At 69.5% G+C, this 15,288-nt stretch carries 13 protein-coding genes; 5 read left to right on the forward strand and 8 right to left on the reverse strand.

All coding sequences use genetic code 11. The annotated features are described in order from the left end of the window. Window positions 1–13: 13 nt before the first annotated feature. The 4 genes from BKK79_RS37085 to BKK79_RS37100 are packed head-to-tail and all read left to right on the forward strand — an operon-like array spanning window position 14 to window position 5,330. Window positions 14–2,719 (forward strand): glycosyltransferase, encoded by a 2,706-nt coding sequence (locus BKK79_RS37085; RefSeq protein ID WP_071040690.1) that lies wholly within the window; start codon window positions 14–16, stop codon window positions 2,717–2,719. 10 nt (window positions 2,720–2,729) lie between these two features. Further along, window positions 2,730–2,912, forward strand: coding sequence for a hypothetical protein (locus BKK79_RS37090; protein ID WP_071040691.1), 183 nt, complete (start codon window positions 2,730–2,732; stop codon window positions 2,910–2,912). Window positions 2,913–2,915: 3 nt separating this feature from the next. Further along, window positions 2,916–4,628, forward strand: a complete 1,713-nt coding sequence (locus tag BKK79_RS37095) for a tetratricopeptide repeat protein (RefSeq protein ID WP_071040692.1) — start codon at window positions 2,916–2,918, stop codon at window positions 4,626–4,628. A gap of 57 nt (window positions 4,629–4,685) precedes the next feature. Continuing rightward, window positions 4,686–5,330, forward strand: a complete 645-nt coding sequence (locus tag BKK79_RS37100; RefSeq protein ID WP_071040693.1) for a class I SAM-dependent methyltransferase — start codon at window positions 4,686–4,688, stop codon at window positions 5,328–5,330. Window positions 5,331–5,376: 46 nt separating this feature from the next. On the opposite strand, the gene BKK79_RS37105 is transcribed toward BKK79_RS37100, so the two are convergent. The 3 genes from BKK79_RS37105 to BKK79_RS37115 form a co-directional block, all read right to left on the reverse strand. Further along, entirely contained in the window at window positions 5,377–6,591 is a 1,215-nt protein-coding gene (locus BKK79_RS37105; RefSeq protein ID WP_198173447.1) for a polysaccharide biosynthesis/export family protein, read from the reverse strand. Between the two features lie 5 nt (window positions 6,592–6,596). Continuing rightward, window positions 6,597–7,898 carry a glycosyltransferase family 4 protein gene (locus BKK79_RS37110; RefSeq protein WP_071040695.1) on the reverse strand — a complete coding sequence of 434 codons (1,302 nt, stop codon included), beginning with the start codon at window positions 7,896–7,898 and terminating at the stop codon, window positions 6,597–6,599. 98 nt (window positions 7,899–7,996) lie between these two features. Continuing rightward, the gene (locus tag BKK79_RS37115; protein WP_071040859.1) at window positions 7,997–9,202 is read right to left on the reverse strand and encodes a glycosyltransferase family 4 protein; all 1,206 of its coding nucleotides are present in this window, start codon (window positions 9,200–9,202) and stop codon (window positions 7,997–7,999) included. 140 nt (window positions 9,203–9,342) lie between these two features. Here BKK79_RS37115 and BKK79_RS37120 point away from each other — a divergent pair, with 140 nt between their 5' ends. Then, window positions 9,343–10,014, forward strand: a complete 672-nt coding sequence (locus tag BKK79_RS37120; RefSeq protein WP_071040696.1) for an ABC transporter ATP-binding protein — start codon at window positions 9,343–9,345, stop codon at window positions 10,012–10,014. A 1,152-nt stretch (window positions 10,015–11,166) separates the two neighbouring features. Here the strand turns inward: BKK79_RS37120 and BKK79_RS37125 are convergent. From BKK79_RS37125 to BKK79_RS37145, 5 genes are all read right to left on the reverse strand, one after another. Beyond that, on the reverse strand, window positions 11,167–11,619 hold the full coding sequence (locus tag BKK79_RS37125) for a hypothetical protein (protein WP_071040697.1): 453 nt from the start codon (window positions 11,617–11,619) through the stop codon (window positions 11,167–11,169). A 94-nt stretch (window positions 11,620–11,713) separates the two neighbouring features. Next, entirely contained in the window at window positions 11,714–12,247 is a 534-nt protein-coding gene (locus BKK79_RS37130; protein ID WP_071040698.1) for a hypothetical protein, read from the reverse strand. Between the two features lie 7 nt (window positions 12,248–12,254). After that, window positions 12,255–13,475: a DUF1173 family protein gene (locus BKK79_RS37135; RefSeq protein ID WP_157128688.1), complete on the reverse strand. Its 1,221-nt coding sequence runs from the start codon at window positions 13,473–13,475 to the stop codon at window positions 12,255–12,257. Between the two features lie 20 nt (window positions 13,476–13,495). Continuing rightward, on the reverse strand, window positions 13,496–14,632 hold the full coding sequence (locus tag BKK79_RS37140; protein WP_084085783.1) for a DUF1173 family protein: 1,137 nt from the start codon (window positions 14,630–14,632) through the stop codon (window positions 13,496–13,498). Window positions 14,633–14,644: 12 nt separating this feature from the next. Beyond that, on the reverse strand, window positions 14,645–15,271 hold the full coding sequence (locus BKK79_RS37145) for a phospholipase D family nuclease (RefSeq protein WP_157128689.1): 627 nt from the start codon (window positions 15,269–15,271) through the stop codon (window positions 14,645–14,647). Between the last annotated feature and the right edge of the window lie 17 nt (window positions 15,272–15,288).

Raw genomic sequence — 15,288 nt, forward strand, 5'->3', positions numbered from 1 at the left:
ACGGGAGTCGACCGTGAAACTGTTCAAGCGAATCCTCCCCGCCGGCGACCGTGGCGACAGCAACCGCCGCGGCAGCAGTCACAGCGACGCCCGCGCGCTGGTGGCTGCCGGCGACCGCGCGCGCGACGCGCGCGACTGGCACGCCGCCGCCGGCCACTACCGCCGCGCGCTGGAAGCGGCGCCCGCCATGGCCGCGATCTGGGTGCAGTACGGGCACGCGCTCAAGGAGAGCGGCGAGCTGGGCGGCGCGCGCGAAGCCTACCGGCGCGCCATCGCCATGGCGCCGGAGGTGGCCGACACCCACCTGCAGCTCGGCCACGCCGACAAGCTGGCGGGCGATCTGGAACAGGCTGCGGCCAGCTACGCCCAGGCGCTGGCCCTGCAGCCCGGCAGCGACGATGCGCTGCGCGAAGTGCACGCGCTCGCCCTGCGCGGCGTGCGCGTCGATGCCGGCCGCCTGCGCCAGGCCTGGGACGGGGCGGCGCCGGCAGCGCACGGCGCGGACCGGGCCGAGGCAAGCGAGCCCGGCAAGCCGCGCGCTGCGGAGCATGCGCTCGCGCTGCTCGACACGCTGCTGGCGGCCGCACGCGCCCACGAGCCCGCGCCGCCGCACGCGGCGGCGGCACGCCAGGCGCGCGAGCAATTGGCCGGCGCCGCCGAGCTGCTGCGCAGCCTCGACGCGCAGGCACTGCTGCCGCCGCCCGGCGCCGATGCAGAGGCAGCGGCACCGGCGCGGGCCGTCATCGTCTTCGACGCCACCGACCTGATCCACCACCTGCGCGCCTCGCGCCTGCCCACCGGCATCCAGCGCGTGCAACTGGAACTGATCAGCGCCTTCGCGCAGCCGGAGCGGCCGGCGCCGCGCATCTGCTACCTGGGCGAGGCCGGCTGGCTGGAGGCACCGGCGGCGCTGTTCGCGCGCCTGTGCCGGCTGTGCCTGCAGGGCGGCGGCACCGACCAGGGCGAGTGGCGGCAGGCGTTGATGCAGCTCGACACGCTGATGCTGGGCGGCGCGCCGATGGACTTTCCCCACGGTGCCTGGCTGGTCAGCCTGGGCACCTCCTGGTTCCCTGACTACCTGCTGCATGTGCGCCTGGCCAAGCGCCGCCACGGCATCCGCTACGTGCCCTTCGTGCACGACCTGATCCCGCTGGTGATGCCGGAGCACTGCGTCGACGACCTGGTCGAGCGCTTCGGCGCGTGGCTGCTCGGCGCCTTTGCGCACGCCGACCGTTTCCTGGTCAATTCGGCGTCGACCCGCGGCGACTTGCTGGCGGCCGCCGCGCGCCTCGGCCACGCGCTGCCAGCGGAGCACATCGAGGTGATCCGGCTCGATGCCGACATCCGCAAACCCGGTCTGGCGCCACCGCAACCGGACGGCATGCAGGGCTGGGGCTGGAACCGCCAGCCCTTCGTGCTGCTGCTGTCCACCGTGGAGCCGCGCAAGAACCACCTCGCGGCGCTGCGCGCCTGGCGCGCGCTGATCGACCGGCATGGCGCGCGGCGCGTGCCCCACTTGGTGTGCGCCGGCGGCAAAGGCTGGAAGAACGAGGCGGTGTTCGCCCTGCTGGAGCGCGACGCGACGCTGGCCGCGCGCGTCACCATGCTGTCCGGGCTCGACGACGCCCAGCTCGCGCGGCTGTTCGAACGCTGCCTGTTCACGCTCTACCCGAGCCTGTACGAAGGCTGGGGCCTGCCGGTCACGGAGTCGCTGTGCCACGGCAAGGTGCCGCTGGTGTCGGCTGTGGCGTCGCTGCCCGAGGCCGGCGGCGACTTCGCCGACTACTTCGACCCGGCAGCGCCGCAGGCACTGGCGGAGGCGGCGCAACGGCTGATCTTCGACGCACGCCACCGCCAGGCACGCGAGGCGGCCATCCGCGCCGGCTTCCGCCCGCGCCGCTGGCGCGACCTGGGCAGGCAGCTGGCACAAGCGCTCGATCGCTGGAGCGAGGCGCCAGCCTCTGGCGGGGACGACGCCCCCGCCTGCGCGCCGCGCCTGGCGGCGGGCCGCTACTATCCGCTCGCCACCGCGCCCCTGCCGGTGCTGCGCGGCGGCACCGTGGCCGCCGAGAGCCTGCGCGCCGGCGACGGCTGGCACACCATCGAACCCTGGGGCTGCTGGAGCCGGCCCGGCGACAGCCGGCTGGCGCTACGCGTGGACGATACACTGCGCGGCCAGCCGCTGCGCCTCTACCTGTGCCTGCGCGGCGTGCCGGGCCGGCGCCTGCGCTACCGCCTTGAGTACCTGGCCGGTGGCGAAGGCAGCGGCGCTGCGGGCCTGTGCGCCCGCGGCACGCTGGATGCCGGCGAAACGCGCTGGGTCACTGCCACCGCCACCGCCCCGGCGGGGCCAGGCCAGGCGCTCGAACTCTGCCTGCACAGCGACGGTTTCCAGGACCTGTCGGAAGCCACCCAGGGCGCCGACCGCCGCATGATCGGCCCCGCGTTGCTCGGGCTCTACCTGTGCGCCGCCGACGACGTGCAGGGCCGCCTGCGGCTGGTCGAGGCGGTCGCGCTCGGCAACCTCGATGTGCTCGCCGAGGGTGGGGCGGAGATCGAGGCGGTGGAAGGAGTGGTGGATGAAGCAGGAGCCGTTGCCGCGCACCCGCCCCGGACGACCGGGGACAGTGTGGACATTGCCGGCGACGCCTGCCCCACGAGCGCGGCAGCCACCCCTGCCGTGCGCCGCGAAGCCGCCAGCCTGCTGGCAGAACCGTGAGGCCGGCGCCATGAACGCCATCGAGATCCCGGCGCCGGCGATCCTGCGGCAATCCGTGATCCCTGCCGGCATGCCGCAACGGCTGGGGAACGCGAGCAGGATACCGGTGGAGATTGCCGAGGCGCGATCCGACGGCTATCCGGGCGCGCACGAAGTCGCGCACTGCGCGGGTGCCTGCGGACCGGAGAACTGAGCCATGCATGACATCGCGCCCGCCCCCTCCACCGCCGCCCGCCCCGCCGCCATCGCCCTGCAACGGGCCGGCGAGCTCGCCTCGTCCGGCCGTATCGACCAGGCCCTCGACGCCTACCGGCGGCTGCTCGACGAAGATGCCGGCTGCGCCGAGGCCTGGTATCGGAAGGGCCTGCTGCACCGCCAGAACGGCGACACACGCCTGGCCATGGTGGCGCTGAGGCGCTGCGCCGAACTTAAGCCGGACGACCCGTGGCCCCGCTTCCAGCTGGCGCAGATGCTCTGGTCGACCGGCATCGGCCGCCGCTGGGAATCGCTGGGGCTATTCCGGCAAGCCTTCGCACTCGACCCCGGCTGCGCGGAGTTCCGCCTGAACCTGGGTCATGCGCTCCACGCTGTCGGCCAGCTGGCCGATGCCGCGCAGGTACTCTCCGCGCTGCCGCGGACCCTGCCGAGCTGGTGGGCCGCCGCGCGCGACCATGCGCTCCGCGCGTACCACGCCGCCCGTGCCGAAGCCTGCGCGCTGTTGTCCCGGCGGCGCGGCGCGCCGGAGCGCCAGTTGCCGGTTCCGGACCTGCTCAGGCTGGCGGGCCTGCTGGGCTCGCTGGGCCGCTATCGCCCAGCGAATACGCTCGCCCTGGCGATGATGCGCGCGCATCCGCATACCTGGGAGGCGTTCGCCATCCGCGCGGAAGTCCTGGCCAAGCACCATGGCCCGGCGCCCGCGGCGGCTTTCCTCGACACCCTGCGCTGGCTGTTCGGAGGCCACCCGCCGTACGAGACCGCGCTCGCGCGCCTGCGCTACGAAGACGGCGACAGCGATGCGGCCTGGAAGCTGCTGACACCGGCGCTGCGGTCCGCATCGCAGGAGTCCAGGGCGCTGGCCGGATCGGTCCTGCTCGCACTGCGCGAGGGAGACGTCCTGCTGGAGCACTGCCGCCAATGGATCGGCGACGCCCCGCACGATACCGCCCCCTATATGTTCGCGCTGGCGGCGCAGCAGGCGCGCGGCGCCCTGCGCCCCTTCGACGACGGTGCCGCCGCTTCCGCGCCCGCCCCCGGCCCGCACCAGCCGCTCGCCCTGGTGCAGTACTGGGACAGCGCCGATCCGCCCGAGGAGGTCAGGCAGGCGCTGTCGTCCTGGGCGGCGGCCAATCCCCGACTGCGCCACACCGTCTTCTGCGACGCCCGCGCCAGGGACTATCTCCACACCCACTATGGTGCCGACGCGGTGGCAGCCTATGACTGGTGCCATCACCCCGCGATGAAGTCAGACCTGTTCCGCCTGGCCTATCTCGCCCGTGACGGCGGCGTCTATGTCGATGCCGATGAGTTCTGCCGCAGGCCCTTGCTGCCACTGCTGGCCGAGCTCGACACGGTCGAGTTCATCGCCGCGCGCTCCGCCGACGTGGCGCCCTACCTGTACAACGCCTTCCTGCTCGCGCGCCCCGGCAGCGGCATCGTGGCCCACGCGCTCGAGCTGATGCTGGACGGCCTCGCCCGCGCGCGCCACGCCCGCCACCACCCCGACATCTGGCACGCAACCGGTCCCGGCGTGCTGACACGGGCGGTCGCCGGGCTGCTCGTGGCCGACCCTGCCGTATCGGCACGCGTGCTGCTCCTGACCAAGGGGCAGTACGAGAGCTTCTCCGAGGAAAGGGACACCATGGCCTACAAGCAGACCGTCGACGGCAACTGGCGCCTGTCCAGGCGATAGCGCCAGCCGGCACGCGCGCGCAGCCCCGCACCACCAACCGGACTTTCGAGAACATCCATGACCCATCCCAATGCGGCACAGGCCGTCTTCACGGAGATCTACCAGAACAACCACTGGGGCAGCCCCGAGTCCGCCTCCGGCTCCGGTTCCGAGCTGCACCGCACCTTTCACCTGCGCCGGGAATTGCCCTACCTGCTGCGGGAATTCAATATCCGGTCGCTGCTCGACGTCCCCTGCGGCGACTTCAACTGGATGCAACAAGTGGACCTGAGCAGCATCCGCTATATCGGCGCCGACATCGTGCCCGAGATCGTGGAGCGCAATCGAGCGGCCCATGCCGGCGCGCAGGTGCAGTTCGAGCACCTGGACCTGATCACCTCGCCGCTGCCGAAGGTGGACGCGGTCCTGTGCCGCGACGGGCTGGTGCACTTGCCCCATGCCGGCATCGACGCGGCACTGCGCAACATCTGCGCGAGTGGTGCGCTCTACCTGCTGACCACGCATTTCACCTTCCGCATTCCCTCCGCCAACGAGGAAATCGCCCTCGGCCAATGGCGCCGGCTCAACTTCGAGCTGGCGCCCTTCCACTGGCCCGCCCCGACCCGCGCCATCATCGAAGGCTGCGACGAGCACGGCGGCCTGTTCGCGGACAAGAGCCTCGCCATCTGGCCGGTCAACGAGATCCGCAGCCGGCTGCGCTGACGCCGGTGCGGCGCTCCACGCGCCGGTGCCGGCGGCCGGCGCCTCCCTAGCGCCGGAAGAACTGATTGCCGGTATAGACCGGCGAGAACAGCAAGTTGACGATCGACACGAACTTGGTCAGCCCGTTCGCCTCGGCATTGGCGATGTAGACCACGTCCTTGTCGCGCATGGCGAAGCGCTGCGCGAGGAAGTAGTGGGTCGGATTCATCAGGTCGAGGCGGTAGACGACCGGCTGCGCGTCCGGCGTGTCCGGCGCGACGGGCTCCTGTGCCGCCTGTGCCGCCTGCCCCGGCACCTGCCCGCCATCCTGGTAGCGGAAGATGAAGACCGCGCTCGGGTCGGCCTGCAGGTCGCCGGGACCGCCGACCTTGGCCAGCGCTTCCGCCAGGTTCAGCCTGGGGGCGTCGAACGGCACCTGCGAGACCTTGCCGGCCGCGCCCAGCACGGAGTAGCTGCGCGGACGGCGCTCCACCAGCAGGCGGTCCTGCGGGCGCAGCGGCAGGTTGGCGTCGCTCTCCGGCGACAGGTCGCTGAGCGCCAGCTCGCGGGTCTGCTGCCCGCGCGTGAGGCGGGCGCTGACGTCGGTCATCGGATAGACCGCGCCGCCGGCCAGCGCCACCGCATCCAGCAGCCGCTCGCCGGCGGCGGACAGCGGCACGCGGCCCGGCTTCCGGACCTCCCCCATCACCATCACGCTGTTGCTGAGGTTGTCGCGCACGCTGACCACCACCTGCGGGTCCTGTGACTTGCCCTTGAGCCCGGCGCGCACGGCGTCTTCCAGCTCGCGCGGGGTACGCCCGGCGGCGCGCAAGCGGCCCAGGTAAGGCACCGGGATGGTGCCGTCGGCGGCCACCGTCAGCGGCGGCATCGCCTGCCCCGCGGCGGCCGGCAACGGTCCGGCGCCGATGCCGCCGCCCAGCGCGGCAAGGCCGGAGCCCGGGCCGAACAGCGCCGTGCCGACTTCGAAGATGGAGAGGTTCAAGGTATCGCCCGGCCCGATGCGCTCGAGCGAAGCCTCGGCCGCCGGCGGCGGCGCGGACGGCGGCGCGGACGGCCGCGCCTCCAGCGTGGCGACGAGGCCGGCGTCGAGGTCGACGATGCGGAAACCCAGCGCATTGGCGGCACTGTCCTGCGCCGCCAGGATGGCGCGCGCGGTCGGACCGCTGCTGGGCAGGCTGCCGCAGCCAGCCAGCGCCAGCATGGCGGCGAGCGCAAGTGCCCGCGGCGCCGTGGAAGAAGTCGGCAAGGTCATGAGTGTCATGAGTGTCATGAGCAAGAAATCACGCGCTCGTACATGGCATGCAGGCGTGCCTGGTAGCGCTCCGGCGCGAAGTGCAGCGCCTGGCGCGGCCCGGCCTCGGCCAGGCGCGCGCGCAGCGCGCCGTCGCCGTCGAGCCGCCGCAGCGCCGCGGCGATATCGGGCACGCTGTAGGGATTGACCTGCAGCGCGGCATCACCCGCCACTTCAGGCAGCGAGGCCACGTCCGAGGTCAGCACCGGGGTGCCCAGCGACATGGCTTCCAGCACCGGCAGGCCGAAGCCTTCGTAGATCGAGGGAAAGGCCACCGCGCGCGCGCCGCGCACCAGCGCCATCAGCCAGGGACGCGGCAGGTAGTCGTAGCGCCGGATGCGCTCGCTGACTGCGCGCAGCGGTCGCCCGCCATCGCCCTGCAGCAGGCGCGTCTCGGCCTCGCTCTTCCAGGCCCGTGCGCCGACGATGACCAGCGGCGTGGCGATCTCGGCGGCGAGATAAGCCTCGACCAGGCGGCCGACGTTCTTCTTCGGCTCGATCGCGCCGAAGTAAAGGAAGTAGCCGCGCGGCGCCAGTTCGAAGGTGGTGGCCAGGCGCGCGGCAGCCTGCGCGTCGTCCTCGGCGGGTGGAATCACCGCTTGCCAGGTGTTGCTGACGCGCGCCGGGTCGGTATGCGGGAACAATGCCAGCAGGTCGGCGCGGCTCGCCTCGGAGACCGTGCAGAGGTGGTCGGCCTGGCGCAGGCAGGCCTGGATCAGGCGGTAGTGGTAGCGCTTGTTTTCCAGCGAGGTGTAGGGCAGCCGCAAGGGCACCAGGTCATGGATGGTGTACACATTGCGCGCGCCCTCCAGCCACAGCGGCAACGGATAGGTCCAGTGCATGATGGCGGGCGGGTCGGGCACGCGCAGGCGCAGGAAGCGCCCGTGGCGACGGAAATGGCGCGCCGCGGCCTCGAACACATCGGCGCTGGTGAACAGCCGTGCGCAGGGCGGTACGCGTGCGGACAGGCCCTGCGCGATCACGCGGCCGCTCAAGGGCACGCGCACGGCACCACGCCCGAGCAGGTCGCGCAGCGCCAAGACGGCACCGGTGGCACGGCCGGCGGCCCCGCGACGGGTGCGCCGCGGACGGTCGAGGCCATCGAAGAACAGCACTTCGCGCAGCGCGTCGGGCGCGCGCGCCCCGACCGGCACGTCGTAGAAAAGGTCCATGCTGTGCCCCATGGCCTGCAGCGACCAGGCCAGCGTGCGCGCGTAGGTGGCCACGCCGGAGCCATTGGGCAGTGCGAGGTTCAAGCCGTCGATGCCGATGCGCATGCGGAGGTGTCTCCCGTTGACGAAGCGTGGGGTGAATGGATCGGTTGGATCGGTTGGAGCGGGACGATCGGACGGCAATGGCAACCCCGGCGCCCCGCTCAGCCGGCCGCCGGCGCCATGCCGCCAAGCCCGGCGTACAGGCGCACCATGCGCTCCGCGTAACTGCGTGGAGAAAAGGCCGCCACCTGCGCGAAACCGGCGGCGCGCAGGCGGCGGCATAGCACGTCATCGCTGTCGAGCGCACGGATGGCCCGCGCCATCGCATGCGTGTCGCACGGATCGACGTGCAGTGCGCAGCCACCGCCGACCTCGCGCAGCGCCCCGCCGCTGCTGGTCATGACCGGCGTGCCCAGCGCCATGGCCTCGGCCACCGGCAGGCCGAAGCCCTCTGCCAGTGAGGGAAACAGCATGGCGCGCGCGCGCCGGATCAGCGCCAGCAACTCGGCGCGCGGCAGGTGCGGCAACCGCACCACGCCAGGCGAGCGCGCCAGCATCGATTCCACCTGCGGGATGTCGCGCGCCAGCGGCCCCGCCACCACCAGCATGCGCCGGGCCTGGGCGGTACGGTGGGCGGCCACCAGCCGGGTCAGGTTCTTGCGCGGCTCCGGCATGCCGCAGCAGACGAAATAGCCGCCGGGGCGCAGGCCGGCGGGCAGCGCGGGGTCGCGCTGCAGTGGCGCGTGCACGGCCTGCGAGGTGTTGGTGACGAAACCTTTCGCGCAACCGAGCATGTCGAGGATCTCCAGCCGCGAGTGCTCCGACACGGTGACAAGATGGTCGGCCCGCGCGGCGATCAGTTCGAGCAGGCGCCGGTGCCGGTGCGGGTCGATGCCGGTCAGGCGCGGATGCCGCAGCGGAATCAGGTCGTGCACGGTGTACACGTTACGGGCGCCTTCGAGATAGAGCGGCAGCGGATAGGTCCAGTGCATTACCGTCGGCGGCTCGGCGCAGGCCACGCGCAGCAGGCGCCGGTGCAGCGTGAAGTGGGCCTGTGCCTCGCGGAATAGGCGGCCGCCATCATGCAGCGTCGTGGCCGGCGCGCCGTGCTGCGGGTGCGGCAGCAGGCTGCCGGCACGGGCGCCGCATCGCAGCGCGCCCAGCCAGCGCAGCGGCGCCCCCTCGCGCGGCGGGCCGCCGGGGGCGCGATGCGCGCTGCCCCCCGCCAGCCATTGCACCGGGACGCCGGCGTGGGCAAGGCTGTCGCCAAGCGTGCGCGCATAGGTTGCCACGCCGGTGCCGGCGCCCAGACTCCAACTGCGCGCGTCGATGGCGACGTACAGGCCGGCGGGCGGTACCAGCGGCATCAGCGGCGCCAAACCGGGAAACCGCGGGAGCTCCGCGACCTGCGCGGCCGCTCCGTCGCTGGAGCGCGATTGATCGCATCGCATGGCCGTGCTCATAATGCGCCACCGCGCTTACCGCCAGAACTCACCGGACCACGCCAATGATCTCCTTCCAGAACGTCAGCAAAAGCTATCTCGTGAGACATGTTCCAACCACCGTCCTCGACAATGTTTCCTTCGACGTCGCGCGCGGCACCGCGCTCGGCATCTGCGGCGCCAACGGCGCCGGCAAATCCACGCTGATGCGCCTAGCCGCGGGCGTGGAACTGCCCAGCGCAGGACGCGTGCAGCGCAGCTTCTCGGTATCCTGGCCGCTCGGTTACAGCAGCGCCTTCCAGAGCAGCCTGACCGGTGCCGACAACACGCGCTTCATCGCGCGCGTGTACGGCAAGCCGATCGACGACACGCTCGCCTTCGTCAATGATTTCGCTGAACTAGGCCGCTATTTCCGCATGCCCGTGAAATCGTATTCGGCAGGCATGTCTGCGCGGCTTGCCTTCGCCGTCTCGCTGGCGGTCGAGTTCGACTGCTACCTGATCGACGAGATCACCGCCGCCGGCGATGCGCGCTTCCGCCAGCGTTGCCACGACGCGCTGCGCCAGCGCCTGGCGCACAGCGCGCTGATGATGGTCTCGCACGACGCCGGCACGCTGAGCGACTTCTGCAACGCGGGCGCGGTACTGCACGGCGGCACGCTGCGCCTGTGCGGCAGCGTCGCCGACGCGCTAGCGCTGCATCAGGTACTGCAGCAGGACAACCGTGCCCACCACTAGCTCGACACGGCAGAGAGAGTGACGGCTCGCGATGACACACACGGGTCATTGATTGGGCAGATTCCGTCACCAACTCGCCATATGTGCGTAGTTGGTTCCTCCTTCGATCTGTGCCGAGTCGACATCCACGGACAGCCCGGCGCGGTACGCGAACCGTCAAGGCCATCAACGTGGCGAGATCGTGCACCCACAGAGTGGCCACGACACGAGGCGCCGGCCAAAGCCCGATGCCGTCGCTTACGGCCGATGCCGGCACCGGCCGCGTGGCAGCAGTTCGTTCGCGCAGTCCACCGCCCTGCTCTGCGTCGTGCAGTCGGTCCCCGAGAATTCAGCGTCGCCAGGTCCTCGCTCTGCCCGTCCCGCCCGAGCCTAACCAGTCGGGGGCGGATACTTCGTGACGACTGGCCCTGCGCCTTCCCCTCAGTTAGAACTCGTGGACCTCAGCCGCCCCAAAACCATTCCTACCCGGGGGATGGTTCTCTGATATGGTTTGGACCTCTTGCTAAGCAGGACTCTTGGCACTCGTGTCGTCTCGTGCCCCACCGCGGTTATTGAACGCGGTAACTTTGTAGGCCTCCAAGCGGTATGTCTGTCATCAAAATTTGATCCGCCCATCGCAGGCTGAATCGACATAGCGAGGGCCATTTGCCACTGGCGAATGACAAAATTTTTGACGAAATTATCTCGCGCCCTATCCCGCAAAAGATATGACAAGGGCTATGCCGGTACCTCCCGCTACGCGACGGTCATATTGTTGTGAAGGTCAGACGCTGCTATAGCGGTTGTATTGCCGTGCAGCATTGGCGAATCCTTTCCTTCCATGTCGCCTTTGCGAGGCCATGTTCGGACAACCGGGACATCGGTCTCCCCACTCCAGACTAGTCGACCGACTGAATGCGTTGGCGGAAAACAAGGTCCAATAGCCGCGGGTACGGGCGGCGGCCACGAGCCTGCCGCCTGTGAGGGGGATACCCACACGGACCTGTACTGCCGGGGAAACGCTGCTGGCGTTGTGCATGGTGATCGGGCGTTGGCGACTGTTCACCCATTGTCCGATGGCCCCTGCGCCGCGCAACCGAGCCGCACACTTCCAATTGGTTCCTTTCCGAACGGCGCCCTGGTCGGCCATCCCCAGGACTTGTCGGGCGGCGCCTACACTGCCCGGCCCAACAGCCACGCAGCCGCCGGGTCAGCATGTGGCACCCAGGTCTTCGCCCAGCGCTGGTGACGCTTATGCGCCTCGATCTTCGCCGCCTGCTCATCTTCAAGCTGGGGAGCCTCTCGCCGTTTGCCTCGCCGCTGCACTGGCCCGCCCGCCCGCGCCCCCTTGCCACGCTTCACGTTGGGTAGATCGCCGACCGCGAACTTTTCAGTCAGCGTCGTGCCCCTCTCTTCCAAGCCACAGACGTGGACTAGCTTGCTTCGGTGCATGCCAGAGACGACCGCGTTCAGCGAAGACTGACCGATGCCGGTCCGATGCGCCAGCTCCTTGCGGGTGATGCCATCTGGCCCTGCACTGCGGATGGTATCCAGAACCTGCGCATGCATCGCCTCACGGCGCTCTTTGTGAGCCTGCTGGCGCGCATTGAGTGCTTCCACGTACATCGCCCCCTCTCCTTCGTCGTGCCGACTATCTCAGTTGGATGAACGGAGTCCCAGCTTGGCCAGAGTACTGCGGCAGCTGTCCGTTCCACTTGCCTCACTGCTCGCCCCCGAACAAGCTGCCCTGTCGAACATCGGTGGCGGACTCACTCGCCTTCTGCGCGCCACGTCGCTTCTTTTCTGGCCATGCGTCGTCGGACCAGAAGAAGTCCCGTTGGGGCTCCACCGCGGCCTGCAAACGTTCAATGACCAGCCAGCGCCGATCCACTGTAGGGCCACTGCCATCCGACGGCGCGAGGGTCGGCGCCACGAAGCGCTGGATTAGCATCGGCAGTGCCGACCCGCCGGCGATGCTCGCGCCGACCAGGTGACCATGCTCCACAAGCGCAGGGTGGGCCATCAACGCGGCCGCGACCGCTCGGATCCCCTCCACGATGGCCCGCTCTCCTTGATTGAGCTGAGAGTCCTCCTTGGAGCAAAGCGCGAGCGCGGCTGCGCGCCGCGGGTCGGTCTGCCCGGGCAGAGTCGCCGCTTGCGCAGGCGGCTTGCCCTTCTTCGGCGACGACTTGGATGGAGCCGCCCGCTTGCGCGGCACCTTGGTGGTCGGGTCGATCGGTGCGATGTTGGTCATTCAGAGTTCACGACGGGATAGGCATAGCGACAGCGCTGAGCGGTTCACGCCCGGGATGCCATTCGACAAACGGGATGCCGTTGGCGACTAAGTACTTTCGCTTCTGCTGCTTTCTCTGATCGTAATCGACAGATCCTTCAATGCCATAAACCTCCACCACGGTGCGCGGCGACGTGTCCAGCAGCACTGCGTCGGGATGGATGGGGGCTGCGCCAACGTGCCGCAGCGGCTTCTCGAACACTCGCCCTTCGCGGACCAGGCGCTGCACGAGGGAGACTTCGAACCTTGAGTCACACGGCAGAAACTCAGCACTGGTCAGCATCCCTGCCATATCCACGACCTTCCAGTAGCCTCGACCGCTAGGAGCCACTGCCAACACCGCGACGCACCGGCTCGCTCCCTCGCCCACGGCCTGAACGGCCGGGCCGAACGATCGCTGGAACCGATCCAGTTCCTTGGCGCCGAGGAAATACCGGCGGCGGCTCTGCCGGAGCACCGCGGCCGCCCCATACTGCGTCCGATCGAGCGACTGCAACTCGCCGATCAAAATTCCCCGAGAGGGTCCGCCTGTCGTTCCAATCCCGGCTAGAAAGCCGTCCAACGCGGCGACGATCTCGTCTGAATGCTGCGGCTCCCACCGCCGCATGACATGCACGACCGCCGACATCGACTGCCCGTTCACCGTGCCGCCGTCCAACACAGCGATCAGCCGGCTCCAGCAGGTATTCCAGGACCGATGACCGTTGCCTGGCCATCGGTGCAATGCCGCCGCTTCCCACACGAACTCCAGGAACGCCAGCAAGCTCGCGGAACTGCGGGACGTGCCTCCAGACGCGGATCCCGGCTGTCTCGCCACGGACACCGGCTCGCTTCGTCCCGAAACGGCCAGCGGCACTTCAAGGCGAACGTCGAGCGCGCCATCTTTCACTTGAAATGGCCCCGCCTGGTCGGCCGACTTCGACCTTTCCCCCCATTCGCGACCGAACGGACAGCCCGTGGCATGAAGATCGGCCTGCTCAGGCCACCTGGCGAGCAAGAACGCCGCCCCATGCCGGCGGATCTGCAGCTTCGGCCTCGGCAGACTGTCCACGCATGCGCACTCGGCATATCCCTCGGCCCGGCGCGCGGCGTCGAGCATCTCTGCGATCGCACGGGCTCCCTCCTGCACCTCGTGCAGCGCCACCCGCTTACCGAGCACCCAGACCTCATGAGACGTCGTTTTTGCCACGGTGACCTCCGGCTTGGCGGCTACCCCAACAGGGGAAGACTTGGATCCCAAACAACATGGCGCACGCCCAGCAGGCGCATCAGACCTACCCCCCTTGTCCTACTGGAATCGTGATGCAGGGTGGTCCCGTCTTGGATGTAGACGGCCGTGACCGGCACGGTGTCCTGGAGAACCACGTCGGGAACGACGTCGTCCGCCACAGGCTCGCCGGCACCCGGGCAAGCGAAGGTGCGGCGCGATTTCACCAACATGGCTAAGAGCTGGCCCTGCGCGTCCGTCCAGCAGGGCAGGTATTCCTGGGTCGCCGGTAGGATTGCTGCGTCCACGACTTCCGGGTAACCGTCCCTACCCCGACCGAGGCGAACCAACGCGATCGCACAACCGTCGTCGCGCTCACTCAGTTCGATGGCTTCCGCGTACCGCGCCCGGATACGTTGGGCGACCTGGCTCTTCACCTTGAACCGCCTCAGTGTGTTGTCGAGCGACATCCACGCACCGCGCTCCTCCACCTCGATTCGCTTGAGCGGACTCAGGATGACCGCTGACCTCGGCTGCCGCGCGGACAAGCCGAAGCTCCGGAATAGCGCCTCGAGCTCGGCATCCATCGTTTCCCGAAGTGCCCGGTGGTACTGCCGCAGGACTAGGAGTGGGAAGGGGAACGCTGTGGCGCCACCCAATCTCTCCAAGGCGCCCAGCACCTCCGTGCGGCATGCCGCCCAGTTCCGGCCCGAACCGCCATCCCATCGGTTCAGGCCGGCTTCAGTCCAAACCGCCCAGAGAAGCGGCTGCAGGTCCGGTCCGCTATCGTCAGCCACCGGGGCCGCACCATCGACACCAGCCGCCGCCACTCCGGGCGGTGGCAGGACGAACCCGCCAGCCCTCTCCCGCCTGTCCACGTCGGGCGACGCGTCCAATCGAAAGCGACAGCCGGCCGCGTGCAGACTTGCATCGCCTGGACAGCTCCTCACCCATACCGAGTCCGCGTGCATGGCCACACGGAGGCGCGGGAGCACCGGCCCGAGCACACAAGCACAGTATGGGGCTCCATCGCGTCGCAAGGCGCGTCGAAGCGACTTGTCTTCGAGCAAGTCCCCAAGAGCCATCCAGCGTCCTTGGAACACTACTTTCGTCCCCGCTTCTGCTTCACCGATCCGCATCGTCTTCGATTCCTAGCCGTAGCGTGGCCGGTAAGGAACACCGGCATTGAAGCGGCTCTGCCAGTGGGTGAGGTACTTCGCCGCGATGTCCGGGCGATCCCACAAGACCAGCACGTTCTCGCTATTGCGGCGCGCCGCAGCGTCGCTGTAGTTGAAGCTCCCCGTCTCGACGGCGCGCTCATCCACCACGATGAACTTGTCGTGATGGATGGGGTAGGTCGAGATCGTACGGACCGGGATACCCGCCGCCACCAGGGCGCCTAAGGCAGCCGCCGCCTTGCCACTCCGGTCCTCACTTACGTTGTTCTTCTCGTCGACCACGACCTGCACATCGACGCCGCGTCTCTTTGCGTCGAGCAGCGCCTTCGTCACCGCCGCCGACGTGAAGCTGTACGCGGAAAGGCGGATCGAGCGTTGAGCTGTACCGATCACACGCAGCACCAGGTCTAGCGCATTTGCGTCAGGCGAGAAGGCTGCATCGACCGATGCCGTAGCCGCCTGCGCGCGCTGTGCCCCGGCGATCACGGCGGTCGGCCAGTTGGAGCCGTGCAGAACTCCCTGCGGATGCGCGAGCGTCGGAATGGCGCCGAGCGAGATGGCTGCGGCGACGGCCGCCAGCAGCTTGTTGGAAAGTGGCATAGCGAGAGGTCTCCGGA

It is taken from the genome of Cupriavidus sp. USMAA2-4, assembly GCF_001854305.1.
GTDB lineage: Bacteria > Pseudomonadota > Gammaproteobacteria > Burkholderiales > Burkholderiaceae > Cupriavidus > Cupriavidus malaysiensis.